This window comes from Exiguobacterium sp. s16, assembly GCF_018618115.1.
Taxonomy (GTDB): Bacteria; Bacillota; Bacilli; order Exiguobacteriales; family Exiguobacteriaceae; genus Exiguobacterium; species Exiguobacterium mexicanum_A.
Window position 1 is genome coordinate 142,312 of record NZ_JACSLM010000003.1, and the last position, 25,174, is coordinate 167,485.

Here is a 25,174-nt window from a genome sequence, read left to right on the forward strand (position 1 = left end):
GCCTCGGCACGATCCTTATTCATTCCTCGATTTCGATGGTGCGGGTGCTCGAGCCGTCATCGGCTTTCGGTACGGTCAAGTGGAGCACGCCGTCTGACAGTTTCGCTTTGATGGCGTCTTCTTTCACGTTCGGCAGATAGAGTGAACGTTGCATCGACGTGACGCGGCGTTCCCGATAGACGTAGTCCTTGTCTTCTTCCTTCTCTTCACGTTGGTCGACCGAGAGGATGAGATAATCTTTGTCGTAGCGGATGTGGATGTTGTCTTTTTTAATGCCGGGCATCTCGGCCTCGATGACGTATTGACCGTCCTGGTCCCGGACGTCGAGCTTGAACGAGTCGAGGAACGATGTCGCCCCGTCTTTCGGGTCGAACAGTTGATTCATCCGATCAAAGACATCCCCAAACAAGTCTTTGCGCAATCGATCGAGTTCATTCTTCCGGAATGGCGTCAAATCGAACATACAAATTCCCCCTTCAAAAAAACGGACAGAGTAGAAGTGTTGTCACTTTTACTCTGTCCGTTTTTAGCTAGGGATAAACGTAATCGACGTGACAGTTTATTGAAGAAACGAGAGTCACAATTCGACGCGTTCTAACCCATCCTCCCCGAACTTGCGGTCGAGCTGGTCATGACGATACGTCGAGGCGAGGACGTACAACAAGTCACCCGGCTCGATTTTCGTCTGGCCCGTCGGCGGGATGAGATAGTCTTGACGGACGATCGCATTCACGACCGTGTTCGGTGGCAAGGTGATATCAGCGAGCGTCTTGCCGATCATCGACGATTCCTCGGTCGCCACGTAAGGGACGAGCTGATGCTGCGACTGTTTGCTCGATACGAGAGCGATCGTATACGGCGAGCGAATTTTATCCGGCCCGAGCAAATCGAGTTTCGCCGCGAGCGGTGTTAATGTCGTTCCTTGAATCAAGGCACTCGTCACGACGACGAAGAAGACGGCGTTGAAAATCAATTGGGCGTTGTCGATGCCTGCGATGAGCGGGAACGTAGCGAGGACAATCGGCACGGCGCCTTTCAGTCCGGCCCACGAGATAAACAGTTTTTCTTTGTGGGTAAACTGCATCTTGATTGTCGATAAATAGACGGCAATCGGCCGGGCGATGAACATCAGGATGAATGAAATCAATAACCCTTTCCAGATGAGCTCGGGGTCAAGCAACTGTCTCGGGAAGACAAGCAGACCGAGGATGACGAACATGATGATTTGCATGATCCAGGCCAAAGCCTCAGAGAATTGAACGATTGTCACTTCATGGGCCGTGTGCGCATTCCCAACAATCATCGCGGCGAGATAGACGGCAAGTAGTCCGCTACCGGCAAAGTAAGCAGCGACCCCATACGTCATAAAGGCCATCGAAATCATGAGGACAGCATGCAGACCACTCGACTCGAGACGCAAATGGTTAAGCATGAGTCGGGACAAGTTTCCGAGCATGTAACCGACGAACGCGCCGACAATGATTTGCAGGATGAACATCCAAATACCGTCCCAAATCGTCGTGTCGGGTTTTAACATGAAGTCGAGGGCGAGAATCGTCAAGAACATCGCCATCGGGTCATTCGTGCCGGACTCGGCTTCGAGTGTCGCGCCGACTTTCGGCGAGATATTCTTTCCTTTAAAGGCGGCGAAGACGGCAGCCGCATCGGTTGAACCGATGATGGCGCCGAACAGGAAAGATTCAATCCAGTCGAAACCAAATACGAAACGAACGGCCACGGCGATAAGTCCGGTCGTCAACAAGACGCCGATTGTGGCGAGCGAAGCGGACGGAGCAAGCACACTTCGAATCGATGACCATTTCGTCTGCAGTCCACCCTCGAACAAAATGACGACGAGTGCGGCGACACCGATCATTTGAGCGAGATTGGTGTCATCGAAGAAAATCAGCCCGGTGATATCGCTACCCATCAGCATGCCAATACCCATAAACAGGATTAAGGCAGGCAAGCCGAAACGAGTCGATACGCGTGTGGCTAACACGCCGGCGACAAGGAGCAGACCAAATAAAAGAATCAAAAAATCGGTACTCAAAATCGGTGCGGTCAAACACATCACTTCCTTCTTCACGTTAATAGTCGCATTGTATTATTAAGTTCATTATACCATGAAATGGTTATGAAGTAAGAATCAACGCACTGTCGATTATGCAGATTGGAATAATCGGATATGGATATGGTAAAGTAAGGACAATCAAAAGGGGGATTCACATGGCCAAAATTCACGTACTCCACGAAAACAACGAATGGACGGACCATCTCGTCCGACGACTCGAGGAATTATCACTTCCATATGAGCTGTGGCATCTCGATCAAGGCATCATCGACATCGCGGCCGAGCCGCCAGAGGGCGTCTTCTATAACCGGATGAGTGCTTCGTCGCACACACGGGGGCACCGGTACGCGCCGGAGTTGACGGAAGGTGTGCTCGCTTGGCTCGAGGCGAACGGACGGACCGTCTTCAACGGCACACGCGCGATTCGGCTCGAAGTGAGCAAGGTCAATCAATATACGGCGCTCCGCCAAGAGGGAATTCGGGTGCCGAAGACGATTGCGGCCGTCGGGAAAGCCCAAATCATCGAGGCGGCCGAGAAGCTCGGGATGACGCCGTTCATCACGAAACACAACCGGGCCGGTAAAGGGCTCGGTGTCCAACTGTTCCATTCGATCGATGCGTTGAAGGCATACGTGAACGGACCGACGTTCGAGGAATCGATTGACGGGATTACGCTCATCCAACAATATATCGAGGCACCGAAACCGTTCATCACACGCTGTGAGTTCATCGGGGGCAAGTTCGTTTACGCGGTACGAGTCGATACGTCAGACGGCTTCGAACTCTGCCCGGCCGACGCCTGCTCGATTGAAGACCAGTTTTGCCCGGTCGGCGAGACGCCACCGGCGAAGTTCGAGATCGTCTCTGGTTTCGACGACCCGATTATCAAGCAGCTAGAGGCGTTTCTGAAGAACAATCACATTGCCGTTGCTGGAATTGAAATCATCGAAGACGAGGATGGAAACGTGTACGCGTATGACGTCAACACGAACACGAACTACAACTCGGACGCCGAAGCGAAAGCAGGGCAGTACGGTATGCTCGAACTCGCGACATTCCTCGGGGACGCCTTGACGGTCACGACTAAATAAAGATAGCGAAAGGGTCAGGCTTTTGCCTGACCCTTTCGCTGTGTATGTTGTAATTGCTGTTCAAATCGAAGTTGGACTAGTTCTGCCGTCGGTGCCATTCGTTCAATGAACGAATCTAAACGTTTCGCCGTGTCTCGATCTGATTCCTTGAACACGCGCATCGTTGTTCACCTCATTGATCATTGTAATGTTGCTTCTACAACAATGATTCCCGAGGGCGTGATGGCGTAAACCTCGTTCAGCCGAGGAATGTGCCCAGTTCTTCTTTAGGAAGGATGTTCCCGACATAGAAGTCACCGAACTCGCCATATTTGGCACTGACTTCGTCAAAGCGCATCTCATAGACGATCTTCTTGAATTGGAGCGAGTCTTCCGCGAACAACGTGACGCCCCATTCCCAACCGTCGAAACCAGTCGAGCCGCCGATGAACTGTTGAATCTTACCGGCATAGCTGCGGCCGATCATGCTGTGTCGATACATGAGGTCTTTGCGCTCATCCATCGACAACGTGTACCAGTTGTCCCCATCGCGACGAGCCTTGCTCATCGGGTAGAAGCAGATGTGGGCCGCTTTCGGGAGTGTCGGATAGAGGCGGGCCCGGATGTGAGGGTTCTCGTACGGGTCACCGTCTCCTGAACCACGGTACATGCCGAGTTCGATCACGGAAACGTATGAATAGCTTGGAATCATATAATCGTACAATTTCGTCTTGCGGAGGGCGAGTTCGACTTGCTCGAGCTCTTTGAACGTCGGACGAAGGACCATCAAGACGACGTCCGCCTTTTGGCCAAGGATTGAATAGAAGGCGTGGCTTCCTTCACCGCGTGTCTCGACATCTTCGAGTGAGCCGAGGAAGGCGACGAACTCGTCAATCATCTCTTGGCGGGCGGTTGGATCGACTGCTTTTAAACGAGTCCAATCGATGGATCGGAAATCATGGAGCGTATACCAACCGTCTAACGTGGCGGCTGCGTGTTGCGTATCGGTTGTCGGTGTTGGTGCTGGACGTTCTGACATTAAAAAAACTCCTTTCGAGACTAGGCTTCGCTGACTATTTTACCATACACGAATCACCGCCTGGCAAATTTGACGCCGTTGTGAGGGTAGTCACACTTCGAGCTGGGTAAAGAGGTAAAGAGCAGTTTTTATGAAAACGGCTTCACAACGGGCTGTATCAGTCGAAAACGACAAACTGTTCTATCCATATAATGATTGATTTCAAGCGATTTATGACGAAATGGGCAGAATAGTTTATTTTAAAAAACGTACTGTGTATAATAAAACTCGCATATGGACGAGAGCGTCCGAGAGAGAAAAAATCCGATTTCTTCTAATCGAAAAGGAGTTCATTCACTATGAAACTATTTGACACGTTGAAACAAAAAGTCAGCCCGATTCGCCCGACCATCGTCTTCCCAGAAGGCGTTGACGAGCGCGTCCTCGGCGCCGCTGTTCGTTTGAAGAATGACGGCATGGTCGAACCAATCGTCATCGGACCAAAAGCTGAGCTTGAAGCGGTCGCTGCGAAGCATGGCTTTGACATCTCAGGTTTGACGCAATACGACCCAGCGACGTACGAAGACATCGACACACTCGTCGAGTCGTTCGTCGAACGCCGTAAAGGTAAAGCGACACCGGAACAAGCACGTGAATTGTTGTCGTCAGACGTGAACTACTTCGGTACGATGCTCGTCCACACAGGAAAAGCAGAAGGTCTCGTCTCAGGCGCGATGCATGCGACAGCCGACACGGTTCGTCCGGCCCTTCAAATCATCAAGATGCAAACAGGCATCAAAAAGACGTCAGGCGTCTTCATCATGGTACGTGACGACGAGCAGTACGTCTTCTCGGACTGCGCGATCAACATCGCACCGGACGCGGCTGACCTCGCCGAAAACGCCTACTTGTCAGCGTTGACAGCGAAGACGTTCGGCATCGAGCCGCAAGTCGCGCTCCTCAGCTTCTCGACAAAAGGTTCAGCGAAGTCGCCAGAGACGGAGAAAGTCATCGAAGCGACACGTCTCGCCAAAGAGAAGGCACCGAACCTTCCAATCGACGGCGAACTTCAATTCGATGCGGCGTTCGTCCCGAGCGTGGCGGCGAAGAAAGCACCAGGCTCTGAAGTAGCCGGAAATGCGAACGTCTTCGTCTTCCCAAGCCTCGAAGCCGGAAACATCGGCTACAAGATGGTTCAACGTTTCGGCGGATTCGAAGCGATCGGACCGATCCTTCAAGGTCTCAACAAGCCAGTCAACGACTTGTCGCGTGGCTGTAACGAAGAGGACGTCTATAAATTGACGCTCATCACAGCGGCACAAGCGATCGACGAGCGCAACGAAGCGTAAGTCAAAAGCATCCTTCCTGAGCGGGGGATGCTTTTTTTGTGGTCCCATTGTAAACTATTGGAAAAGGGGGACGAGGAAATGGATGAAGTGGAAGGTATCATCACATTGCCGGAAGGGCATCGGTACGCCATGTTCGGTGGCGGAGATGATTATCCAATCAAAACGTATTACGAAGGGGTGTTCGAAACAGTATTCGTCGTGTTTCATCCGTTTCTAGTTCCAAAAGACGACCCGACCGCGGTTGACCGTTATGTCGAGATGGATAAAAATGAGGTCGAACAGCAATTTCGGGCCATCACATGGGCAGATATGCGTCGCCGACTTGGTTTCGATGACATCAAACGCATCGATCATGCGCTTCGGACGATGATTGGGGCGCTGAAACCGCACGCCGAAGACCAAGAAGGTGCGAATCGAATCATTGAATTTTGCGATCGCGAGAACGTACTTCCACCGGGCGAAGGGGAACTGTCTGATCTTTTAGAGAATCAGATGTTACGAGCACTTCTTGAGATGGGAGAAGAGTGGATGTGGAGCGGGGACGAGTTCTGCACGGAACGGCATCTTATCAACATTCGGGAGACGCTAACCTCCGATACGTGGGGGATGCGGCATCGGACGTTCTTTGGACATCAACATGATTGGCTCATCGTACCGCCTTGGGATAGCCATTTCACGTTGATTTGCGGCAGCCGAGCATGGGCCGAGCAGGTGGTCGAGCGGTGCGAAATCGAAGGGTTCTATTGTGATGACGACACGACAATCAATTGGAGTTTGTTTCATCGGAAACTGAGGTAAACTAGTAAGGGACAACACTTTGAAGGGGGAACCACCATGCAAAACATCCACGCAACCGAATTACGTGAAAAACTCGAGAACGGCGAATCGCTCCACATCATCGACGTCCGCGAACAAGATGAGTACGATGCGGGTCATATCCCGAACGTACCGCTCTATCCGCTGTCTGAATTTCCTGATGTGACGGACAAGCTCGCGAAAGACAACGTCTATCACGTTATCTGTCGCTCAGGCGGCCGCAGTGTGACGGCATGTGATTATTTGGAGTCAGCAGGCTACAAGGTCATCAACGTCGAGGGCGGCATGCTCGCTTGGGACGGTGACGTCGAAGCGTGATGCTCGATAATCCATGGGTCGTCATCCCGCTGTTGATCGCGCTTTATTTGACCGTCTATACGTTCGTCAAGCGAGTCGATGGGGACAAGTGGCGGCTCGTCTGGGCGGTCTGGATCATCGTCATCGTCATGATGTTGACGATTCGGCTCGTCCAAAGTCTATAGAAAAACGAGTGAAGCCCGCAGCGGCTTCACTCGTTTTTTAGTTATCGCGTTTATCGAATGTGATCGAAGCGATCGCATCGTGTTGGTGAATCGACTCTTCGTTGCGGCATTCGACGAAGAAGTTGACGACTTGTTTCATTTCGTACAAGTCAGCCGCGATCAAACGGACCATATCTTCAACGAAACGCGGGTTCTCGTACGCGATTTCCGTCGCACGCTTCTCATCCGGACGTTTGAGGACAGGGTGAAGCGGGGCCGATGCGTTCGACTCAGCTGCCTCAAGAAGCGCGAGACGCCAGTCGAAACCGTCGAGCGATGCTTCATCGAGACCAGCTTCAATCGTGATGTAGCCGCGTTGGTTGTGGGCACTGTATTCACTGATTTCTTTCGAGCATGGGCAAAGTGTTGTCACGTTGATGACAAGACCGACCGTTACGCTCGCCATACCAGTCTCTAAGTTATACGTCACGTTGTGCATGACGTCCGCGTTCATAAGACCGCTGAGACCTGTCGCCGGGGCTTTGCGGCTAAAGAACCATGGGTAACGGACCGTCAATTGACCTTCCGTCTGTTCCATGCGCTCGGCGAGTTCTTGCGCGAACTCGATGAGCGAGCGGTTCGATAACGTCCAGCCTTGCGTATGGTACGCGTCGAGCTGTTCTGTGAGACGCGACATGTTGATGCCTTTACGGTCTTGGACGAGCGATGTCGTCAACTCGAATGTGGCGACCGTCGCTTGGATGCCGTCTGGCGTCTCGATGTTGACCGGGTGTTTGACGTTTGAGATGCCGACGCTGTCGAGCGCGAACAAGAAGTTTTTTGGTGTGTTTTGTAGATCGACCATTTTATCTTTTTCAGTTGGCTTCGTGCCTTTGATCGGCGGGACCGAACCGAATAATTTATGTCGTTCTGCTTTAGTAGGTAAAGCGACATGGCTTGTAGACATAATCGGATTCTCCTTTTTTGAGAGGGCAAATGACTGCCACTCGTTCTTGTTAGGATTTTATCACGAAATGTACATCGACCGGGTACCATTTTGCTCTTTGAACATGCTTTGAACGTGCTCACAAATGAAAAAACTTCAGCAATTGAAGAAAAGAAGATTGATTTCAATCTAAATGGGGAATAAAATGTTCCTGTGAACTTAAAATATAGATCACTGTTAAATATGAAGGAACACAACAGAAAAAGGGGATGTTTTAATGGATTGGCAGTTAATCCTGCAGTACGCCTGGATCATCGTCGTACTCGTCGGTCTTGAAGGGCTGCTTTCTGCAGACAACGCGCTCGTCTTGGCGGTCATGGTCAAGCACTTGCCACGGACAGAGCAGAAGAAGGCACTATTTTACGGATTACTCGGAGCGTTCGTTTTCCGCTTCATCGCTTTGTTCTTGATCTCGTTCTTGATCAACGTCTGGCAAGTCCAGGCGCTCGGTGCGCTTTATTTGATCGGGATGAGTGCGCGGCATCTGTATATGACCTATAAGGCCCGTAAGATGGATCCGAAACAAGACCTCGCCGCTGAGGCGAAAGAAGAGACGGCCATCACGGAGAAGCCGGTCACGAAGAAAGAGTTCTGGTGGACGGTTGCTAAAGTCGAGTTCGCCGATATCGCCTTCGCGGTCGATTCGATTCTCGCAGCAGTCGCGCTCGCGGTCAGCTTGCCGCCACTCGGGCTCGGTGAGATCGGCGGCATCGACTCTGGTCAGTTCTTCGTCGTCTTGACAGGTGGACTCATCGGGGTCATCTTGATGCGTTTCGCCGCACGTATTTTCGTCAAGTTGTTGCATCAACGCCCATCACTCGAAACAGCTGCTTTCATCATCGTCGGCTGGGTCGGCGTGAAGTTGACGGTGCTCGTCCTCGAACACCCTGGCTTCAAGAAATTGATTGCCGGCACACCGTTCGAATTCATGGGTCTTCCGGACGGATTCGTCCACTCGACGGCGTGGACCGTGTTCTTCTGGTCGGTCATGGTCGGGATCGCGGCATGGGGTTGGTTCTCTTCAAAACCGACAGCCGCTGCCAAACATTAAAAAATGGTCTCTCGCCTTTGGGCGAGAGACCATTTTTCATGCTGTCACGTCTTGTTTCTCGTAAATCGGCACCCATCCCTCGGTCGTCACAAAGATGCGGACGGCGACGACTTTGCGGTCGTCTTGGAGCGTGAAGTAGTGGCGTGTGTTCACCGGCACCGAGATGAGGTCACCCGGGTTAAGCTCGATGTTGAAGTAGCCGCGCTCGGCGTCATCGATGGCGAAGATGCCATGGCCACTGACGATGAAGCGGACCTCGTCATCTGTGTGATGATGTTCCTTTTGGAAGTTGACGAGCAGTTCGTCCAAGTTCGGCGTCGCATCCGACAACGAGATGACGTCTGCCGTCTCATAGCCACGGCGCTCCGACACGTCACGAATCTCGTCACGGAACGTCGACAAGATCGCTTGTTTGTCCTCGTCCGTCAACTGATAGTTCTCTTGCAGGTTTTCCGGGAGCTTTGTGATATCCCACTGCTCATATAAAATCCCGCGTGACTCTAAAAAGGCACTCACTTCAGTTTGATCGACGTAACGTTCTTCGGTTTGTTGGAAATAGACAGTTGCCATGGTTGGTTCCTCCTTATGAATGGACGCCTAGGGCGCGTAGTTTTAACGTATAGCTGAACAAGAACTCGTAAGCCTCTAAATAACGTTTGGCCGCGGCCGGGGTCTCGCCCCAGACGGTGATGCCGTGATTGCGGATGAGGACGGCGCCGGCGTTTGCCCGGATATGAGGGGCGAAGGCGGCTGCGAGCGTCGGGATGTCCGCATGGTTCTCGATAATCGGTACGCGGACGACCGCATCCTCGTCCCAGAAGCCGAGCGCCTTGATGATCTCTTGGCCGGTGAAGACGACTTCGCCGGTGGCGGCATGGAGCTCGGAGATGACATTATTGTCGACTGTATGGACGTGGAGCGAACACGTCGCGTCCGTCCGATTGAACACTTCGACGTGAAGTAGCGTCTCGGCGGATGGACGACCGTTTTGTTCGCCAATCAAGCGTCCGGCCGCATCGACGTGAACAAAGTCTTCCGGTGTTCGTTTTCGTTTATCGCGTCCGCTCGCCGTGACGAGAAATTCGAGCGGATCGTCGGAAACGCGAATCGCCAAATTCCCACTCGTTCCGGGGAACCAGTCGCGGGCGGCGAGTTCGTCTTTAATGTCGGCCAGTTCGAGCCAACGTGCGGCAAGGATCATACGGCAACCTCCTTCAAGTGATGGGTGATGTCGTCAAACGTCTCGAACGGGGCGTAACGGATGCCTGCGTCTTCGCAGAGCGTGATGAGTTGACCTCGGGCGTAGACAAAGTCGGCACGCTTCGCGACCTCGAAGTCGGTCACCGAGTCGCCGATGACGATCAAGCGATCGGCGGGATTGACAAGGCGGCGAGCGAGCGTCGGCTTGCAACAGCCGCAATCGTTCGTACATTGTTCATCGCAAGCGTGCGGCCAAGCGACGGTGACCGTCTCAGCGGAGAAGTCGGCGACGTTGCAGTAGATATGCTCGGGGGCGACATGCCCGTCCAAGACCGGTTGCACGAAGAAGTCCATCCCGCCGCTGACGACGTCAAACTTCCAGCCATGGACCCGAACTTCTTCTAAAAATGCCGGGAACCCTTGGCGGAGCGTGATGCGCTCCAACAAATAATCACGGTAAGCCGGGGCGGCCTCGCTCGGCAACAGTCGAAACATTTGACCGACCCCGGATCGGATGGAAATCCGTTGCTCGAGGACCGCGTCTTTCAACTCGACCCAAGCCGGCGGGGCGAACGCCTTCATCAACGCGATGATATTGTCTTCCGCCGTAATCGTCCCGTCAAAGTCGCAGAGGATATGGGCCGTCATCGTGACGCCCACGCCTTCAACGCGGTATCGAGCTCGTCCGTCTGCCCTTCGGTTTGACCGAGTACGTGAGCGATGGCTTGTCGGAACGCACGAGCCCCGGCGGCTGCACCGTCCGGATGACCGTGAATGCCACCGCCGGCGTTGATGACGACATCCGTCCCGAAGTCCCGAATGATATCGGCGACGAGTCCCGGATGAATCCCCGCGGACGGGACCGGCAAAATCGGCTTCGACCAATGTGGTTCGGCACTCTGGTCACGAATCACGAACGCCTCGTCGCGCGGTGTCGCAAGTGAGCCGTACGGTGACGGGAAGAGCGTCAAATCGCCCCCGGCGAGGCGAGGGAGTTTACCGAGCAAAAGCGAATGACTGATTGATCCGGTCAAGGCGCCGGCAAAGGCCGGATGTGCCAAGATCGGGACGTGGATATCCGGATCGTTCGCGAGTTCGCGCAGTGCGTCGAGACCGTACGTATAGACGTTGAACAGGAGCGCCGTCGCACCGGCCTCGATGAGACGGAGCGCCTGGTCACGCAGACCGAACACGGGGCCGCTCAGCGTGATGGCGTACAGGACGCGTTTCCCGGTCGCCTCGAAGTGGGCTTGAATGACGTCCGCTCCGATCCGGGCCCGTTCAAGCGACGGGGTGAGCGGGTTGTCGTATAAAATCTCGTCGTCTTTGACGATATCGATGCCACCGGCGAACTGATCGCGGAGTTGCTGCTCGAGAAACGCGAGGTCACGGCCGATGACGCCTTTGAAGATGCTCATGACGAGCGGGCGATCCTGAACGCCGAGCAACTCACGAATCCCGTCGACACCGAACTTGGCGCCTTTGAAATCAGAGGCGAGCGTCTCCGGCAACGTCAAATCGATTAATCGGACCGAATCATCGAGGGACAGTTTCCCGAACGTCGTCGTCAAGATGGATGAAAAGTCAGGGCTGACATTATGTAACGGATAGCGGATCGTGAAGCGGCTCGTCGTGTCCGTATGTGTGGTTGATACGACCTCACCTCGGAACGCCTGTAACTGCTCTTGCTCTAAGTGAGGCAAGTCCGTCCATGTGCCGACGGTCAGCTCGAGGGCGATCTTGTTGGCGACGGTCGCGACCGCGTCCGTCCGTTTGATTTCATATGTGGCAGTGATACTCATATGGTTCCTCCTTCCAGGCAAACAAAAATGACCCCATGCCGAGGCAAGAGGTCATCATAAAAAAAATGAACTCTTATCTCTCAGCTTACGCTGCAAGAATTAGCACCGTGCCATCTCTGGTCGGTTGCTGCGACATCATCGGGCTTGTCCCTCCGTCTGCTCTTGATAAGAATGTGATTTGAAGTTGTGAAATTTAATTGAATTTTTGCACAGAATCGTCACATCGTCAATTCCTTTTTTTCCAAAAAAAATATTTTGGAAAGTTGTTTCCATATATGCACAAAAAAAGACGAAGTTGCATCGGGAAATTGCCGTTGACAATCGTGACGTCGAGTCCGTAATATTCAGCACATAAGTTCACCGAATCGAATAAACCACTCTTATCGCGAGTTGGCAGAGGGAATTGGCCCGATGACGCCGCAGCAACCGACCACTAGGCACGGTGCTACATCCACCAGACGAATGTCTGACAGATGAGAGGAACAACCAGTTTGGCTGTGCCTCTTTCTCGCGGAGAAAGGGGCTTTTTTTATGGGCAACGTACAGGAAGGGGAAAACATTATGTCATATCAACCATTTACAGAACAGACCGTCGTCGAGCATGTGAAAACGTTGGGGTTAATCGAAGACGGAGGCATCACGCATTGCGAGGAGATCGGGGACGGCAATTTGAACCTCGTTTTCCGCATCCGACAAGGCGAAACGAGTCTCATCGTCAAACAAGCGCTCCCATATGCGAAAGTCGTCGGCGAAAGTTGGCCGCTCACACTTGAACGGGCGTGGATCGAGCAGTTGGCGTTGCGCGAATTCGCCAACGTCGTCCCTCGTTTCGTGCCAGTCGTGCTTGGCAGTGACCGCCCGCTCGCCTACACGATTTTAGAGGACCTGTCAGATTTTGAGATCGTTCGGACTGGCTATTTGGAAGGGAAAACGTATCCTGAACTTGCCCGCCATGTCGGTGAATTTTTAGGCGAGACGCTGTTCGCGACGTCGGATTACGCGGCCGGGCCGATCGCGAAGAAGCGGATTGAACGTGACTATTACAACCCGGAACTGTGTGACATCACCGAGAAACTCATCTTTACCGACCCGTTCAAAGACGCGGAGTCGAACAACATCGAGACGGCGCTGCGAGAAGATGTCGAACGCCTTTGGCAAGACCAAGCGCTCAAAGTCGAGGTGACGAAACTGAAAGTCGGCTTTGTCACGAAACATGAGGCACTCCTGCACGGAGACCTACATACGGGCAGCATCTTCGCGACTCAACAAGAGACGAAAATCATCGATCCAGAGTTCGCGTTTTACGGACCGTTCGGCTTCGACCTCGGCCAAATCATCGCCCATTTGACGCTGTCGACGTTCCATGACCCGCTCAAACGCTTCGAGCGTTTCACGGACGTCTTGACGGTGTGGGAGACGTTCGAGAAGACGTTTCGGGCCAATTTTGAACGCGCCGTCGAGCCGTTCAACACGATTGGTTTCGTCGACGAGTTGTTGCGGACGATTTTCAGCGACACGATCGGCTACGCCGGTTGCGAACTCATTCGCCGTGCCGTCGGACTGGCCGGTGTCGCCGATCTCGAGACGTTGCCGGAAGCGACGCGGCTCGAACGAAAACGTGACGCGCTCGCCCTCGGGACGGCGCTCATTAAAGAACGCCACAGCGTCGAATCGATTGACGACTTGGTGACACTCCTGTCGGGGGTGCGCGTATGACGGTTCAAAACATCCGTTTCCATTCACAGACAGACGAACTCATCGTATTGGATCAGACGTTGTTGCCGCATGAAGAGCGGTACGTGACGATTGAGACGCTCGAACAGGCCGAACATGCCATCGAGACGCTCCAAGTCCGCGGCGCCCCGGCCATCGCATACTTCGGGGCGTTCGTCCTCGCCAAAGAGGCGGGCCGGTTAGTCGACGATCCGGACTTTACGCGTCGGCTCGACCTCGTCGGACGCCGCTTGATCGCGACCCGGCCGACAGCGGTCAATCTGCAAAACGTGATCGAATCGCTCCTTGATTTAAATGTCGGGGACGACTTCGAGGCGATTGCCGAGGAAATCAAACGCCGCGCCATCGCTTTGTACGACCGGGACGTCGATACGTACCGGGCCATCGGCGAGCATGCACTGACGGTGTTGCCGGCCGGGGGGAACGTGTTGACGACCTGCAACGCCGGTGCCATCGCGACATCGCGTTACGGGACGGCGCTCGCCCCGTTTTACGTCGGAAAAGAACGCGGTGTATCCTTCAACGTCTTCGCCTGTGAGACGCGGCCGCTCCTGCAAGGGGCACGCCTCACCGTCTGGGAGCTCGACCGGGCCGATATCGACGTGACGCTCATCACCGACAATATGGCGGCTTGGACGATTCAGTCGAAACGAGTCGATGCCATCATCGTCGGAGCCGACCGCATCACACGGACGGGGCACGTCGCCAATAAAATCGGGACGTTGCAGCTCGCCGTCCTCGCCAAGCATTACGGCATTCCGTTCTACGTCGCTGCGCCGCATTCGACGTTCGATTTGACGGCGGATGACACGATTGAAATCGAGGAGCGGAACCCGTCAGAAGTCACACATATCGGTGGTCAACCGACGGCGCCCGTCGGCATCACCGTCTTCAATCCGGCGTTCGACGTCACGACGCCCGATCTCATCACCGGACTCATCACCGAGGCGGGTGTGTTCGAACCGACAGAGGCCGCCATCACACATCATGTAGGGGGAACGATTCATGTCTAAAAAACTCTTGATTTTGTTATTCACATTCGTCTTGGCGCTCGTCGGTTGCACGAACGAGCAAGCGGCCCCATCGAAGCCGGCCGAGAAGACGGCAGAGACGAAACCCGTCTCGGTCTCGAACGGGACGTTGCCAAAAGATATCGATGTCGCCCTCATCATGCAGATGTCGATCGGGACGTTCTCGTCGCAGTATATCAATGGGGTGACGGAACAAGTCGAATCGTTCGGCGGCAACGTGAAAGTGTACAACGCCGACAACGATCTGTCGAAGATGGCGAGTTACGTCGACACGGCGACGACGCAAGGCGTCGATGTCATCTTGATTGACCATGGCCGCGCCGATGCATTGAAAGAACCGGTCCAACGCGCACTCGACAAAGGCATCAAAGTCGTCGCGTTCGACAATGATTTGACGAACGACGGGGTGACGGTCATCGACCAGGACGACTATTCGCTCGCTTGGCGTTCGCTCAAGGCACTGGCCGAAGATTTGGACGGCGAAGGCAAAATCGTCACGATTTGGGTCGGTGGCTTCACACCGATGGAACGACGCCACACGATTTATGATGCGTTCTTGAAACGCTACCCAGGCATCACGGAAGTCGCCAAGTTCGGTTCGGCGACGAACAATACGGCGCTCGACACACAGAGCCAGATGGAAGCGATCTTGAAGAAGTATCCGGAAGGCGAGATTGATGCCGTATTCGCGATGTGGGACGAGTTCGCCAAAGGGGCGAGCCGTGCCATCAAACAGGCCGGACGCGATGAAATCGCCGTCTATGGCATCGATTTGAGTGACGAAGACCTTCAACTCATGCAAGAGGACGGCAGCCCGTGGAAAGTGACGGCGGCGACGGATCCGGCTGAAATCGGACGGATCCAAGTCCGTTACGCGTATCAAAAACTGGCGGGTGAAGAGACGCCGTCGATTCATTCGGTCGATCCGTATCTCGTCGACCGTGACGTCTTGCCGGACGAAAAAGTGACGATGGACGACCTCGGCCAATACGTCCCGAACTGGGGCGCGTCAGACGCGGCCTGGTCGGACTGGATGAAAGGGACGGACTGATGTTACGGCTGGAACGCGTCACGAAACGTTATGGCGACGTCACCGTGCTCGACGATGTCAACTTCACGCTCCGACGTGGCGAGATTCATGGCTTGCTTGGATTGAACGGGGCCGGAAAGAGCACGCTCGTGAAGCTGTTGAGTGGCGCCATCACCCCCACATCCGGGACGATCGAGCTCGATGAGACACCGGTCACATTCACACCGGCCGAGGCGATACGCCGTGGGATCATCACGGTGTCGCAAGAAGTCGATGACGCCCTCTATCTCGATTTACCGATTTATGAAAACGTCGTGCCGTGGCAGGCGGTCGAACGGATTCGTCCTCGTGAGCTAAAACAGCGAGCGGCCACCTACTTGGAGCGCGTCGGACTGGATCTTGATGTGACCGAACCGGTCGGACGATTCCCGCTCAGCGTCAAGCAACGTGTCTTGATTGCCCGGGCGCTCGCGAGTGATGCGGCTTACCTCTTGCTCGACGAACCGACGGCCGCACTGTCGACAGATGATGCGACGTCACTGCTCAAATTACTGCAGTCGCTCGCAGAGGACGGTGTCGGCATTCTTCTCATCACGCACCGGTCGGACGAACTGTCGCGCGTCACCACGACGACGACGTTCCTCCGGGACGGGCGCATCGCTTACGAAGGGCCATTTCAGGCATTGTCAGAACAGGAGATCCATACGTATTTGAGCGGATCCGACATGGCAGAAGCGGTAGCGAAAGCCGTTCCGGAAACCGAGATGCGGATTCAGGCAGAGCTCACGTTACCGACGTTCGGGACGAAGCTTTCGTTCACGGCGTATAAAGGTGAAGTCGTCGGCATCGGCGGCGTCACTGGGAGCGGGAAGACGGAGTTGATCGAGGCGCTATTCGGTCTCTCCGGTGTCGAACAACAAGTGACGTTGGAGGGGAAACCAATCAAGATTCGTGAACCACGTCAGGCGGTCCGGTCCGGGTTCGCCCTCGTACCGGAAGAACGCCGGAAACAGGGGCTTTTCCTCGACGATTCGATTGAACGGAACGTCCTCGCGATTGAAGGGAAGGCGAACGCGGTCACACGCGTCTTGGCCTCGCTGCGAGTGAGATACGACCAGGTCGGGCAACCGGTCCGAGAGCTGAGCGGGGGGAATCAACAAAAAGTCGTCCTCAGCAAATGGCTCCTCGAGGACCGGGACGTCTATTTGCTAGACGAACCGACGAAAGGCGTCGACGTGACGGCGAAACGGGATATTTATGAACTAGTCACGCGTCTCGCCAAAGACGGGAAAACCGTCATTTTCACCTCGAGTGAACCGCACGAACTAGAATTGGTCGCCAACCGGACGCTCTGGCTCGACCGCGGCCGTTGGCAACAGAAAGGAGGCGCCTAACATGGCCCAACTCGTCTTAAAACAACGTACGAAACGCTTCAGCGGAATTGGTCAATATGGGACGCTATTCGCGATTCTCGCACTTATCGCTGTCTTCGGAGTGACGAACGACCAGTTTCTGACGTACGCGAACTTCAGCGACATCATCAAGTCCGTGTCAATCGTCTCGCTTCTCGCCCTCGGGGTGACGTTCTCGCTCATCGTCGGCGGATTCGACTTATCGGTCGGCTCGACGGCGAGCCTCGCGACAATCGGGGCGGCGTCGAGTCTCGTGTTACATAGTCAAGAACTGCTCGTCGCTTTGCTCGTCCCGATTGCCCTCGGCGTGCTCGTCGGGCTGTTGAACGCGCTCGTGACGATCAAGTTCCGGTTACCGGATTTGCTCGCGACGCTCGCCATCATGTACGTCATCAACGGGGTCCAATTGACGTATACGAAAGGTTTTTCAATCTACGACAACATGCCGATTGAAGGAGGGACGGCACCGGGACGATTCATCCCGTCGTTCCTCTTCATCGGCCAAGGCTCGATTGGTCCCGTTCCATTCGTCGCCATCTTGATGATTCTCTTCTTCGCCGGAGCCCATCTATTTTTGACGTATTCGAAGACGGGACGCGAATTTTATTACGTCGGCTCGAACGTCGAGGCGGCCCGCCGCTCCGGCATCGCCGTCACACGGATCAAACTGTACGCGTACGTGTTGAGCGGTCTGTTCGCGGCCATCGGCGGCATCATTTTGGCGTCGCGCATCGGTACCGGACAAGTATCGGCCGGAGCACCGCTCCTCATGGACGCCGTCGCGGCCGCCTATATCGGCTACGCCGTCTTCGGGACCGGGCGACCGAACGTCGTCGGTACGTTGATTGGTGCCATCTTGATTGGGATTTTGCTGAACGGGCTGACGATGTGGGACGTGCCGTATTACGCCCAAGACATCGTCAAAGGGGTGATTTTGATTGCGGCGCTCGGCTTGTCATACATCCAAAAGAAACAGCTCACATAGGAAAAGTCCTCAGAACGGTTGGTTCTGAGGACTTTCTTGACGTTCCATTTGGATGAAAGTGAACGTGCTCCCGTTCGTCGGTTGTGGAAACGAACCGGTCTGCGTGAACCCGCACGACTCATAGACACGGATTGCCCGCACGTTGAAGGCGGCGACGGACAAGGTGATGCGATGAGGTGAGTACGTCGCTTTGACGAAGTCGAGAATCGATGTGACGAACGCTCGTCCGCTCCCGTTCCCGGTCAAATCGGGCTTCATGCCGAGCCCGATATCGACCGTCTCGGCATCCGCTTGCGCGACGCTCACGAAGCCGACCAATTCCTCGTCTGAGGTGATGGCGAACACCGACTGTCCGCGCTGTTCGGCGTCTAAAAATTCGGCCAAATCGTCCTGATCGGCCTCCATATTGTAAAACGCATAATCGCCTTCGTAATGCCACGTGTAGGCGATCGTTTCCGCCTGTGGCTGGGTCAGGACAGCGAATTGATGGGTCATTTGAATTTCCTCGTTTCACGAGCAGGATGTAGTGCTACACTCATCATAGCACCACCAACTTGGAAAATGAGGTGATCACATGGGAATCAAGCTAGATATGATTGGCATCGTCGTCGAAGACATGAAACGGGCGCTCGATTTTTACCGTTTGCTCGGCCTGTCGATCCCGGAAGCGATGGATGGGGAAGCGCACGTCGAAATCGATGATGGCGGTGTCCGGCTCGCCTTCGATACGGTCGAAGTGGCGGAGTCGGTGTATGGGGAATGGAAACCGGCGACGGGGCACCGGGTCGAACTCGCCTTCTTGTGCGACAGTCGGGATGAACTGGATGCGCGCTATGAAGCGATCGTCGGGCAAGGCCATGCCTCGCACCGCGAACCGTGGGATGCGTTTTGGGGACAACGTTACGCCATCGTCATCGACCCGGACGGAAACCTGATCAGCCTATTCGCGGCATGACAAAACCCGCGCCGGATTCGGCGCGGGTTTATTCGTCGTGTGTCTCGCCCCAAGAGCAGAGCGCCTTCATGGCTGGTTGCAGGCTGAGTGCGTCCTCGGTGAGCGAGTATTCGACGTGAAGCTGTTTCTCGGTCGAATAGTCGATGCGGCGGACCATGCCAAGTTGTTCGAGTTCACGGAGTTGGTCGGTCAACACTTTACGGCTGACGTCAGGGATGGCGCGCTGAATCTCCGAGAAGCGGCGCGGGCCGTTCTCGAGCGTACAGTACACTTGAGGCCGCCATTTACCGCCGATGATGTCGAGCGCCTTATTGACGGGGAACGGGGTCGTCATGTTCAATTCGCCTCGCTTTCGGGTAGTTACTTGAATGTGCGTACTTTTTTTATTGCTTCGATGAAGGTATCGTATCGTTATCCATCAAATTGAGCAAACAAAAAGGAGCGGATGACAGTGACATATCCACGTACATTCTCACATATCGGGCTATCGGTCCCGAGTGTGACCGAAGCAGTTAAATTTTATGAGGACGTGATGGGCTGGTACACCATCATGCAACCATCGGACGTCGTCGAGGACGACTCGCCGATCGGTGTCATGTGCACGGACGTATTCGGACCGGGCTGGGGCAGCTTCAGAATCGCCCACATGTCGACGGGTGATAAGATTGGCATCGAGCTGTTCGAGTTCCCAAACAATGAGAAGCCGGAGAATAATTTCGAGTTTTGGAAGACGGGTATTTTCCACTATTGTGTTCAAGACCCGGACATCGAAGGGCTCGTTGAGAAAATCGTCGCCCATGGCGGAAAACAACGGATGCCAATCCGGGAATATTACCCGGACGATAAACCGTACCGGATGGTGTATTGTGAAGACCCGTTCGGCAACCTCGTCGAAATCTACTCGCATTCCTATGAACTGACGTATTCGGAAGGAGCGTATTGAGCATGAAGGCTTGGCTACTTGATCAACCTGGATTAGAATATCTACACATCGGTGAGGTGGAGCGGCCGACACCAGATGCGGGCGAACTGCTCATCAAAGTCGAAGCGGTCGCGTTGAACCCGGTCGACTATAAAGTCGGCACGAACGGCAACCCGAACTGGTCGTACCCACACATTCTCGGCGTCGACCTCGTCGGGGAAGTCGTCGAAGTCGGTTCGAGCATCGCCAATATCATTACCGGTTCACGTGTCGCCGTCCATACGAGTCTTGGAAACAACGGCGGCTTCGCCGAGTATGCGGTCGTCGATGCGCGTGCTTGCGCCGTCGTTCCGCCGGAAGTGAGCGACGAGGCCGCTGCGGCCATCCTCTGTGCCGGCATGACAGCGTATGAGGCTATCATGCAGAAGTTGAACACGCGCGACAAAGAGACGATTCTCGTCCACGCCGGAGCGGGAGGAGTCGGTGGTTACGCGATTCAACTCGCCAAAAAACTTGGGCTTAAAGTGTTCACGACCGCATCGCCGGAAAACTTTGACTGGGTCACATCACTCGGTGCCGATGTCGCCATCGACTACAACGTCGAGGACGTGACGGAGAAAATCATGGAACTGACAGACGGTCGCGGTGTCGACCTGATTTTGAACACGGTCGGACGCGATGTGGCGACGGCCGATCTCGACCGGCTCGCATTCAGTGGACAGCTCGCTTATATCGCCGGTCCACCTGACATGTCGAACATGAAAGGGTTCACGCTGTCACCGTCGATTCATGAAGTCGCCCTTGGTGCGGCCCATGCGAGTGAGAACGAGCGGGCCATCCGTAACTTGTCGTATATGGCCGAAGAGATGATGAAGCTGCTCGAGGCGGGTGAATTGAACGACCTCGTCACGGACGTCTTGCCGTTCGAACGGTTAAAAGATGGTTTGGAACAGCTACAAACACGCAAAGTGCGCGGCAAATTAATCGTCCGCATGCGCGACTAACTTGGGAGCCTCCTGTCTGTAGGCAGGGGGCTTCTTGTGGAGGGAATGACATGGATTTACGGACATCATATCAACAGACGTCGTATCAACTGAGCGGTCACGGGAAACGGACCGTCGGCGTGTTGCAGCAGGCGTTCGCCGAGGTCGACCCGAATCAGGCGAGCGACCACTACGGGACGGGCGAGGTCATCGCGCGCTTCGAGCAAAAAATGGCGCAAGAACTGGGCATGGAGGATGCGATTTTCTTCCCGAGCGGCACGATGGCACAACAAATCGCCTTACGGATTTGGGCGGACGAGACCGAAAATCGAAACGTCGCCTATCATCCGCTCTGTCACTTGGAGATTCACGAACAGGACGGGTTGAAGGAGTTGCATCACCTCGAACCGATTTTAATTGGGGACGACGACCGGTTGATGACGCTCGACGAAGTGAGGGCGTTACCGGACGTCGCTTGCCTGTTGATCGAGTTGCCGCAACGGGAACTCGGGGGCTATTTGCCCCCGTTTAAAGAGCTTGAGACAATCAGTCAGTATTGCCGGGAGCGGGGGATTCGTCTGCATCTCGACGGAGCACGCCTCCTCGAGACGCTCCCGTATTATGGGAAGACGGCGGAGGACGTATGCGCGCTGTTCGATAGCGTCTACGTCTCTTTCTATAAAGGAATCGGCGGTATTGCCGGGGCTATCTTGGCCGGACCGAAACCGTTCTGTGACGAGGCGAGAATATGGAAACGTCGGTACGGCGGTGATTTGATTGGACTATATCCATACATCATCCCGGCCGACTATTACTATGAGCTACGGAAAGACAAGATGGGGACGTATGTCGAACAAGCCAAAGCTCTCGCACACCGCTTCAATGCGCTTGACGGGGTGTGGACGACACCGGACGTGCCAGTGACGAACATGTTCCATCTTCATATGAACGGCAGTACGGAAGCTGTTTCAAGTTGGATCGAACGTGTCCAGACGGAGACAGGAATCGGCATCACCGGTTATGTCGTGCCGCATAACGGCTATTGTTCGACCGAGATTAGTATCGGTGACGGCTTTTTAGAGGTTGACACGGCGCGGCTCGACAGATTGTTCGAGGTACTTTCCATCAACAATAACAACCTCCCATCGAGGAACGATGTTTCGAGTGCGGACAAAAATAGAGAGGAAGAGTGAGAATCATTAACCCCATTATACCCCCTGTGGTATAATGGGGTTAATCCATATCGTCCGGGAAAAGATTTATCTTATTAAATGTATGCGCTTTCAATTCGGGTGAAGATGTGGGGGAATTCACTGGTTATCATTTATAGAAATGAAAGGGGAATTGCATGATGCGTACACATTATCGAGTCGTCATCGTCGGGGCCGGTACCGGAGGGATCAGCGTCGCCGCTCGCCTGCTTCGCGAAAAACATCATTTAGTCGATGAAGTTTTGTTGATTGATCCTGAAACGAAACACTACTATCAGCCGCTTTGGACGCTCGTCGGAGCAGGCGCAGTAGAAAAAGAAGAGTCGGAGCGAGACATGGCGACACTTATCCCAAAAGGTGCGAAATGGCTTCAGGACAAGGTGGTCAGCTTCGACCCAGAAACCAATCAGGTCGAAACCGCCGTCAATGGGACGATTCACTACGACTACTTGGTCGTCGCGTCGGGGATTGAGATCGATTGGGGTCGAATCAAAGGGTTAGAAGCAGCGCTCGGCACGAAACAAGTATGCAGCAACTACTCGTATAAACACGTCGACTACACGTGGGATACCCTTAGGGGTTTTGAGGGCGGTACCGCGTTGTTCACGCACCCGGCATCACCCGTGAAGTGTGGCGGAGCCCCACAAAAAATCATGTACTTGGCAGAAGACTATTTTGTGAAAACAGGTGTCCGTGATCACAGTAAAATCGTCTTCGGGTCGGCCAACCCGGCCATCTTTGACGTTGCAAAGTATCGGGAGGCGCTCGAAAAAGTACTCGAACGAAAACGGATTGATACACATTTCCGCGTCAATCTGATCGAGATTCAAGCAGATAACAAACTTGCCGTCTTCGAGAATTTGGATAGTGGTGAAATGTTCGAAGTGCGCTATGACATGATTCATGTCACGCCACCGATGCAAGCACCGGCATTCATTCGAGAGAGCAAGCTTGCAGACGCGGGTGGATGGGTCGATGTCGATATGTACACGCTTCAACATAAACAATATAAAAACGTCTTCGGACTCGGCGACTGCACGAATTTACCAACGTCGAAGACAGGGGCTGCGATTCGGAAACAAGCACCCGTCGTCGCTAAAAATGTGAGCGATCTCATGTATGGTCAAGTCCCGGTCGCGTCGTATGATGGTTACTCGTCTTGTCCAATCGTCACAGGATACAACAAGCTCATCTTGGCCGAATTCGATTATGAAAAAGTACCACAAGAATCGATGCCGTTCAATCAGGCGAAAGAACGCCACAGCATGTACATCTTGAAAAAAGACTTTCTTCCGGTCATGTATTGGAACGGGATGTTGAAAGGGACGATGTGAAAAAGGGGGAGAAGACGATGGAACATACCACAACGAAAGATCAGACATTAGAATCTGTATTGACGCGGCCGGACGTCGAGCAAGCGCTCGTCTCCCTCGTCGAACGGTTGCCCGAAATTGAAAAGTCGCTGCGCCGCCTCGAAGACGCCGTCGATTTCGGGATGGCGACGATGAACGATCAACACGTGAAAGACAAACTCGACACGCTCCTTGACTCGTCGAATTTACAGGTCGAGACGCTCGAGGCTGCGGTCAAGCTCGCTGAGAAGTTGCCGATGTTGCTTCAGGTGACGAATCAGCTTGAACAGGTGCTCGCTTTCGCACAAGACGTCTACGCGGACGAGCAGACACGAGAATTGATTGGTCAACGGGTCGATGAATATGTCGCACCGGTAAAAGAGAAAGCCGACGTCACGCGCGCGATGCTCACAGAAATCCGAACACGGGCCGAAAGCGACGACCGCAACATCACGTTGTTCTCGCTCATTCGTTGGCTGAAAGAGCCATCGGTTCAACACGGGCTCAAATATATGCAAGCGACGGTCGAAGTATTGTCTGAACAGACAAAAAAATAATGAATTCGGCCGGACGTGGATGCATCACGTCCGGTTTGTGTATTCACAATAGTTGGCATCATTTACCCGCGGGGATATGATGGAAGAAGAAAGAGAACCGGAAGTGATACGTTTGACGATGCTCGGTTGCGGCAATATCGAGATTGGAGAGACACTTGGCATTAGTCTGAAGCCGATCGCGTTATGCTTAAAAAACGGTTGATCGACGATGACAGCTAGAAAGAGGGAGAGTTATGAAACTTGATTTAGAGAAGACGGTCGATTCGCAGTACATCCAGCAACATCTCGCCAACGAGCGGACGTTCCTCGCCTGGATTCGGACGGCCATCACGGTCATCGGAATCGGTTTTCTCGTGACGAACTTCCACTACTATCGAAGTGAAAATTTGAGCGGGGCCGAGCACCAATTGATTACGGCGATCGGCATCTTGTCGATTATTTTCGGCATTGCGACGATTCTCGTCGGGACCCGGTCGTATTTGAAAAAGGTGCATACGATCAACTCTCAGCAGTTCAAGTCAGCGAAGATGAGCCTCGTCGCGCTCGCCATCGGGATGGTGTTCATTTTCACGTTGATTTTGATTGTCAGTTACTTTTTATTTTGACGACAAACAAGCACCGCGCCTCGGATGAGGAGCGGTGCTTGTCGTTATCTGGAGACGATGGCGTCGAGCCGTTCGAGCTGCGAAGAAAAGCCTTCGACGGCCCCCATCTCGACGACTTGCTGGAGCGACTCGGCGTCCGTGAATTCGGAGCGGCTGATGAACAGCGTGCCGTTTGGGATATCGATGAACTCATTGGTAATTGTCATGACGGGAAGTTCTGGATTGACGTGCCCGTCTGCGTCCGAGAACGCATCCGTGTAGACGATTTTTCGATGCGAATCAATCTCGAGAAACGTCGATTTCCCCCATGATTCCATACCATAATAGTCGCCTTGATCCTTGTCGACACACGTCATTTTGTAATGCCACGTGCCTCCAGGTTCGAACTCGAACGTTCGAATCTCCGTCTTCCATCCAGCCGGCCCCCACCAGGATTCGAGATGGGCCGGTGTCGAGAACGCCTCGAACACGAGCTCACGCGGTGCGTTGAAACTTCGTTCGACAACTAACGTGTTGCCTTCGACTTGAGATTTCACTTTTTCCATTGGAA

At 54.0% G+C, this 25,174-nt stretch carries 31 protein-coding genes and 2 riboswitches; of the genes, 19 read left to right on the plus strand and 12 right to left on the minus strand.

The genetic code is table 11. From position 1 onward, the window contains the following. Positions 1-19 precede the first annotated feature (19 nt). Together KNP86_RS07690 and KNP86_RS07695 are read right to left on the minus strand one after the other, a co-directional pair. Positions 20-463 (minus strand): Hsp20/alpha crystallin family protein, encoded by a 444-nt coding sequence (locus KNP86_RS07690; RefSeq protein WP_214753572.1) that lies wholly within the window; start codon positions 461-463, stop codon positions 20-22. A gap of 114 nt (positions 464-577) precedes the next feature. Then, a complete protein-coding gene (locus KNP86_RS07695) occupies positions 578-2,074 on the minus strand; it encodes a potassium/proton antiporter (RefSeq protein WP_214753574.1) in 1,497 nt (498 codons plus the stop codon). A gap of 155 nt (positions 2,075-2,229) precedes the next feature. Between KNP86_RS07695 and KNP86_RS07700 the strand changes: the two genes are divergently transcribed. Next, on the plus strand, positions 2,230-3,165 hold the full coding sequence (locus tag KNP86_RS07700) for an ATP-grasp domain-containing protein (RefSeq protein WP_214753576.1): 936 nt from the start codon (positions 2,230-2,232) through the stop codon (positions 3,163-3,165). 14 nt (positions 3,166-3,179) lie between these two features. On the opposite strand, the gene KNP86_RS07705 is transcribed toward KNP86_RS07700, so the two are convergent. Further along, positions 3,180-3,326 carry a hypothetical protein gene (locus tag KNP86_RS07705; RefSeq protein ID WP_021066006.1) on the minus strand — a complete coding sequence of 49 codons (147 nt, stop codon included), beginning with the start codon at positions 3,324-3,326 and terminating at the stop codon, positions 3,180-3,182. 77 nt (positions 3,327-3,403) lie between these two features. Beyond that, complete coding sequence (gene hemQ, locus KNP86_RS07710; RefSeq protein ID WP_034779456.1) at positions 3,404-4,183, minus strand: hydrogen peroxide-dependent heme synthase; 780 nt, start codon at positions 4,181-4,183, stop codon at positions 3,404-3,406. 338 nt (positions 4,184-4,521) lie between these two features. Between hemQ and pta the strand changes: the two genes are divergently transcribed. The 4 genes from pta to KNP86_RS07730 all read left to right on the plus strand — a co-directional run bounded on the left by pta (position 4,522) and on the right by KNP86_RS07730 (position 6,809). Continuing rightward, positions 4,522-5,511 carry a phosphate acetyltransferase gene (gene pta / locus KNP86_RS07715; RefSeq protein WP_034779454.1) on the plus strand — a complete coding sequence of 330 codons (990 nt, stop codon included), beginning with the start codon at positions 4,522-4,524 and terminating at the stop codon, positions 5,509-5,511. Between the two features lie 78 nt (positions 5,512-5,589). Continuing rightward, positions 5,590-6,309 (plus strand): DUF2711 family protein, encoded by a 720-nt coding sequence (locus tag KNP86_RS07720; RefSeq protein WP_214753577.1) that lies wholly within the window; start codon positions 5,590-5,592, stop codon positions 6,307-6,309. Positions 6,310-6,345: 36 nt separating this feature from the next. Next, positions 6,346-6,645 (plus strand): rhodanese-like domain-containing protein, encoded by a 300-nt coding sequence (locus KNP86_RS07725; protein ID WP_034779449.1) that lies wholly within the window; start codon positions 6,346-6,348, stop codon positions 6,643-6,645. After that, entirely contained in the window at positions 6,642-6,809 is a 168-nt protein-coding gene (locus tag KNP86_RS07730; protein WP_200881507.1) for a hypothetical protein, read from the plus strand. Before KNP86_RS07725 ends, KNP86_RS07730 begins: the two co-directional genes overlap by 4 nt. 37 nt (positions 6,810-6,846) lie before the next feature. On the opposite strand, the gene folE2 is transcribed toward KNP86_RS07730, so the two are convergent. Further along, positions 6,847-7,755 (minus strand): GTP cyclohydrolase FolE2, encoded by a 909-nt coding sequence (gene folE2, locus KNP86_RS07735; RefSeq protein ID WP_021066012.1) that lies wholly within the window; start codon positions 7,753-7,755, stop codon positions 6,847-6,849. A gap of 256 nt (positions 7,756-8,011) precedes the next feature. Here folE2 and KNP86_RS07740 point away from each other — a divergent pair, with 256 nt between their 5' ends. Next, the gene (locus KNP86_RS07740; protein ID WP_034779447.1) at positions 8,012-8,845 is read left to right on the plus strand and encodes a TerC family protein; all 834 of its coding nucleotides are present in this window, start codon (positions 8,012-8,014) and stop codon (positions 8,843-8,845) included. 36 nt (positions 8,846-8,881) lie between these two features. Here KNP86_RS07740 and KNP86_RS07745 read toward each other — a convergent pair whose 3' ends face one another. From KNP86_RS07745 to KNP86_RS07760, 4 genes are read right to left on the minus strand one after another with little or no spacing between them, the layout of a single operon-like run. Then, positions 8,882-9,415, minus strand: a complete 534-nt coding sequence (locus KNP86_RS07745) for a 1,2-dihydroxy-3-keto-5-methylthiopentene dioxygenase (protein ID WP_021066014.1) — start codon at positions 9,413-9,415, stop codon at positions 8,882-8,884. 13 nt (positions 9,416-9,428) lie between these two features. Then, positions 9,429-10,046: a methylthioribulose 1-phosphate dehydratase gene (locus KNP86_RS07750; protein WP_214753579.1), complete on the minus strand. Its 618-nt coding sequence runs from the start codon at positions 10,044-10,046 to the stop codon at positions 9,429-9,431. Further along, complete coding sequence (locus tag KNP86_RS07755) at positions 10,043-10,693, minus strand: 2-hydroxy-3-keto-5-methylthiopentenyl-1-phosphate phosphatase (RefSeq protein ID WP_214753581.1); 651 nt, start codon at positions 10,691-10,693, stop codon at positions 10,043-10,045. Before KNP86_RS07755 ends, KNP86_RS07750 begins: the two co-directional genes overlap by 4 nt. After that, positions 10,690-11,847, minus strand: a complete 1,158-nt coding sequence (locus KNP86_RS07760; RefSeq protein WP_214753583.1) for a 2,3-diketo-5-methylthiopentyl-1-phosphate enolase — start codon at positions 11,845-11,847, stop codon at positions 10,690-10,692. The genes KNP86_RS07755 and KNP86_RS07760 overlap by 4 nt, the downstream gene beginning before the upstream one ends. A gap of 70 nt (positions 11,848-11,917) precedes the next feature. Next, a riboswitch (SAM riboswitch) is annotated at positions 11,918-12,019 on the minus strand. Positions 12,020-12,224: 205 nt separating this feature from the next. Then, a riboswitch (SAM riboswitch) is annotated at positions 12,225-12,327 on the plus strand. Between the two features lie 81 nt (positions 12,328-12,408). Between KNP86_RS07760 and mtnK the strand changes: the two genes are divergently transcribed. From mtnK to KNP86_RS07785, 5 genes are read left to right on the plus strand one after another with little or no spacing between them, the layout of a single operon-like run. Continuing rightward, a complete protein-coding gene (gene mtnK / locus KNP86_RS07765; protein WP_214753585.1) occupies positions 12,409-13,563 on the plus strand; it encodes an S-methyl-5-thioribose kinase in 1,155 nt (384 codons plus the stop codon). Next, a complete protein-coding gene (gene mtnA / locus KNP86_RS07770) occupies positions 13,560-14,594 on the plus strand; it encodes an S-methyl-5-thioribose-1-phosphate isomerase (protein WP_214753587.1) in 1,035 nt (344 codons plus the stop codon). The genes mtnK and mtnA overlap by 4 nt, the downstream gene beginning before the upstream one ends. Then, entirely contained in the window at positions 14,587-15,663 is a 1,077-nt protein-coding gene (locus tag KNP86_RS07775; protein WP_034779430.1) for a sugar ABC transporter substrate-binding protein, read from the plus strand. The genes mtnA and KNP86_RS07775 overlap by 8 nt, the downstream gene beginning before the upstream one ends. Beyond that, entirely contained in the window at positions 15,663-17,036 is a 1,374-nt protein-coding gene (locus KNP86_RS07780; RefSeq protein ID WP_214753589.1) for a sugar ABC transporter ATP-binding protein, read from the plus strand. The genes KNP86_RS07775 and KNP86_RS07780 overlap by 1 nt, the downstream gene beginning before the upstream one ends. Position 17,037: 1 nt before the next feature. Then, positions 17,038-18,039 (plus strand): ABC transporter permease, encoded by a 1,002-nt coding sequence (locus tag KNP86_RS07785; RefSeq protein WP_214753591.1) that lies wholly within the window; start codon positions 17,038-17,040, stop codon positions 18,037-18,039. 9 nt (positions 18,040-18,048) lie between these two features. Here KNP86_RS07785 and KNP86_RS07790 read toward each other — a convergent pair whose 3' ends face one another. Then, positions 18,049-18,534, minus strand: a complete 486-nt coding sequence (locus KNP86_RS07790) for a GNAT family N-acetyltransferase (RefSeq protein ID WP_214753593.1) — start codon at positions 18,532-18,534, stop codon at positions 18,049-18,051. A gap of 79 nt (positions 18,535-18,613) precedes the next feature. Between KNP86_RS07790 and KNP86_RS07795 the strand changes: the two genes are divergently transcribed. Beyond that, positions 18,614-18,994, plus strand: coding sequence for a VOC family protein (locus tag KNP86_RS07795; RefSeq protein WP_034779425.1), 381 nt, complete (start codon positions 18,614-18,616; stop codon positions 18,992-18,994). Positions 18,995-19,022: 28 nt separating this feature from the next. Here KNP86_RS07795 and KNP86_RS07800 read toward each other — a convergent pair whose 3' ends face one another. Next, positions 19,023-19,328: a winged helix-turn-helix transcriptional regulator gene (locus KNP86_RS07800; protein WP_138858700.1), complete on the minus strand. Its 306-nt coding sequence runs from the start codon at positions 19,326-19,328 to the stop codon at positions 19,023-19,025. Positions 19,329-19,445: 117 nt separating this feature from the next. Between KNP86_RS07800 and KNP86_RS07805 the strand changes: the two genes are divergently transcribed. The 7 genes from KNP86_RS07805 to KNP86_RS07830 all read left to right on the plus strand — a co-directional run bounded on the left by KNP86_RS07805 (position 19,446) and on the right by KNP86_RS07830 (position 24,624). Beyond that, a complete protein-coding gene (locus KNP86_RS07805; protein ID WP_214753595.1) occupies positions 19,446-19,937 on the plus strand; it encodes a lactoylglutathione lyase family protein in 492 nt (163 codons plus the stop codon). Between the two features lie 2 nt (positions 19,938-19,939). Further along, positions 19,940-20,920 carry a zinc-binding dehydrogenase gene (locus KNP86_RS07810; protein ID WP_214753597.1) on the plus strand — a complete coding sequence of 327 codons (981 nt, stop codon included), beginning with the start codon at positions 19,940-19,942 and terminating at the stop codon, positions 20,918-20,920. Between the two features lie 50 nt (positions 20,921-20,970). Then, positions 20,971-22,092: a threonine aldolase family protein gene (locus tag KNP86_RS07815; RefSeq protein WP_214753599.1), complete on the plus strand. Its 1,122-nt coding sequence runs from the start codon at positions 20,971-20,973 to the stop codon at positions 22,090-22,092. A gap of 155 nt (positions 22,093-22,247) precedes the next feature. Next, the gene (locus tag KNP86_RS07820; protein ID WP_371819183.1) at positions 22,248-23,444 is read left to right on the plus strand and encodes an NAD(P)/FAD-dependent oxidoreductase; all 1,197 of its coding nucleotides are present in this window, start codon (positions 22,248-22,250) and stop codon (positions 23,442-23,444) included. Positions 23,445-23,461: 17 nt separating this feature from the next. Then, entirely contained in the window at positions 23,462-24,019 is a 558-nt protein-coding gene (locus KNP86_RS07825) for a hypothetical protein (RefSeq protein WP_214753601.1), read from the plus strand. Between the two features lie 79 nt (positions 24,020-24,098). Beyond that, complete coding sequence (locus tag KNP86_RS15715) at positions 24,099-24,221, plus strand: helix-turn-helix domain-containing protein (protein WP_256440861.1); 123 nt, start codon at positions 24,099-24,101, stop codon at positions 24,219-24,221. A gap of 31 nt (positions 24,222-24,252) precedes the next feature. After that, entirely contained in the window at positions 24,253-24,624 is a 372-nt protein-coding gene (locus KNP86_RS07830; protein WP_021066029.1) for a YidH family protein, read from the plus strand. 44 nt (positions 24,625-24,668) lie between these two features. Here the strand turns inward: KNP86_RS07830 and KNP86_RS07835 are convergent, their stop codons facing one another. Next, complete coding sequence (locus KNP86_RS07835) at positions 24,669-25,169, minus strand: SRPBCC family protein (protein ID WP_214753603.1); 501 nt, start codon at positions 25,167-25,169, stop codon at positions 24,669-24,671. Positions 25,170-25,174: the final 5 nt, after the last annotated feature.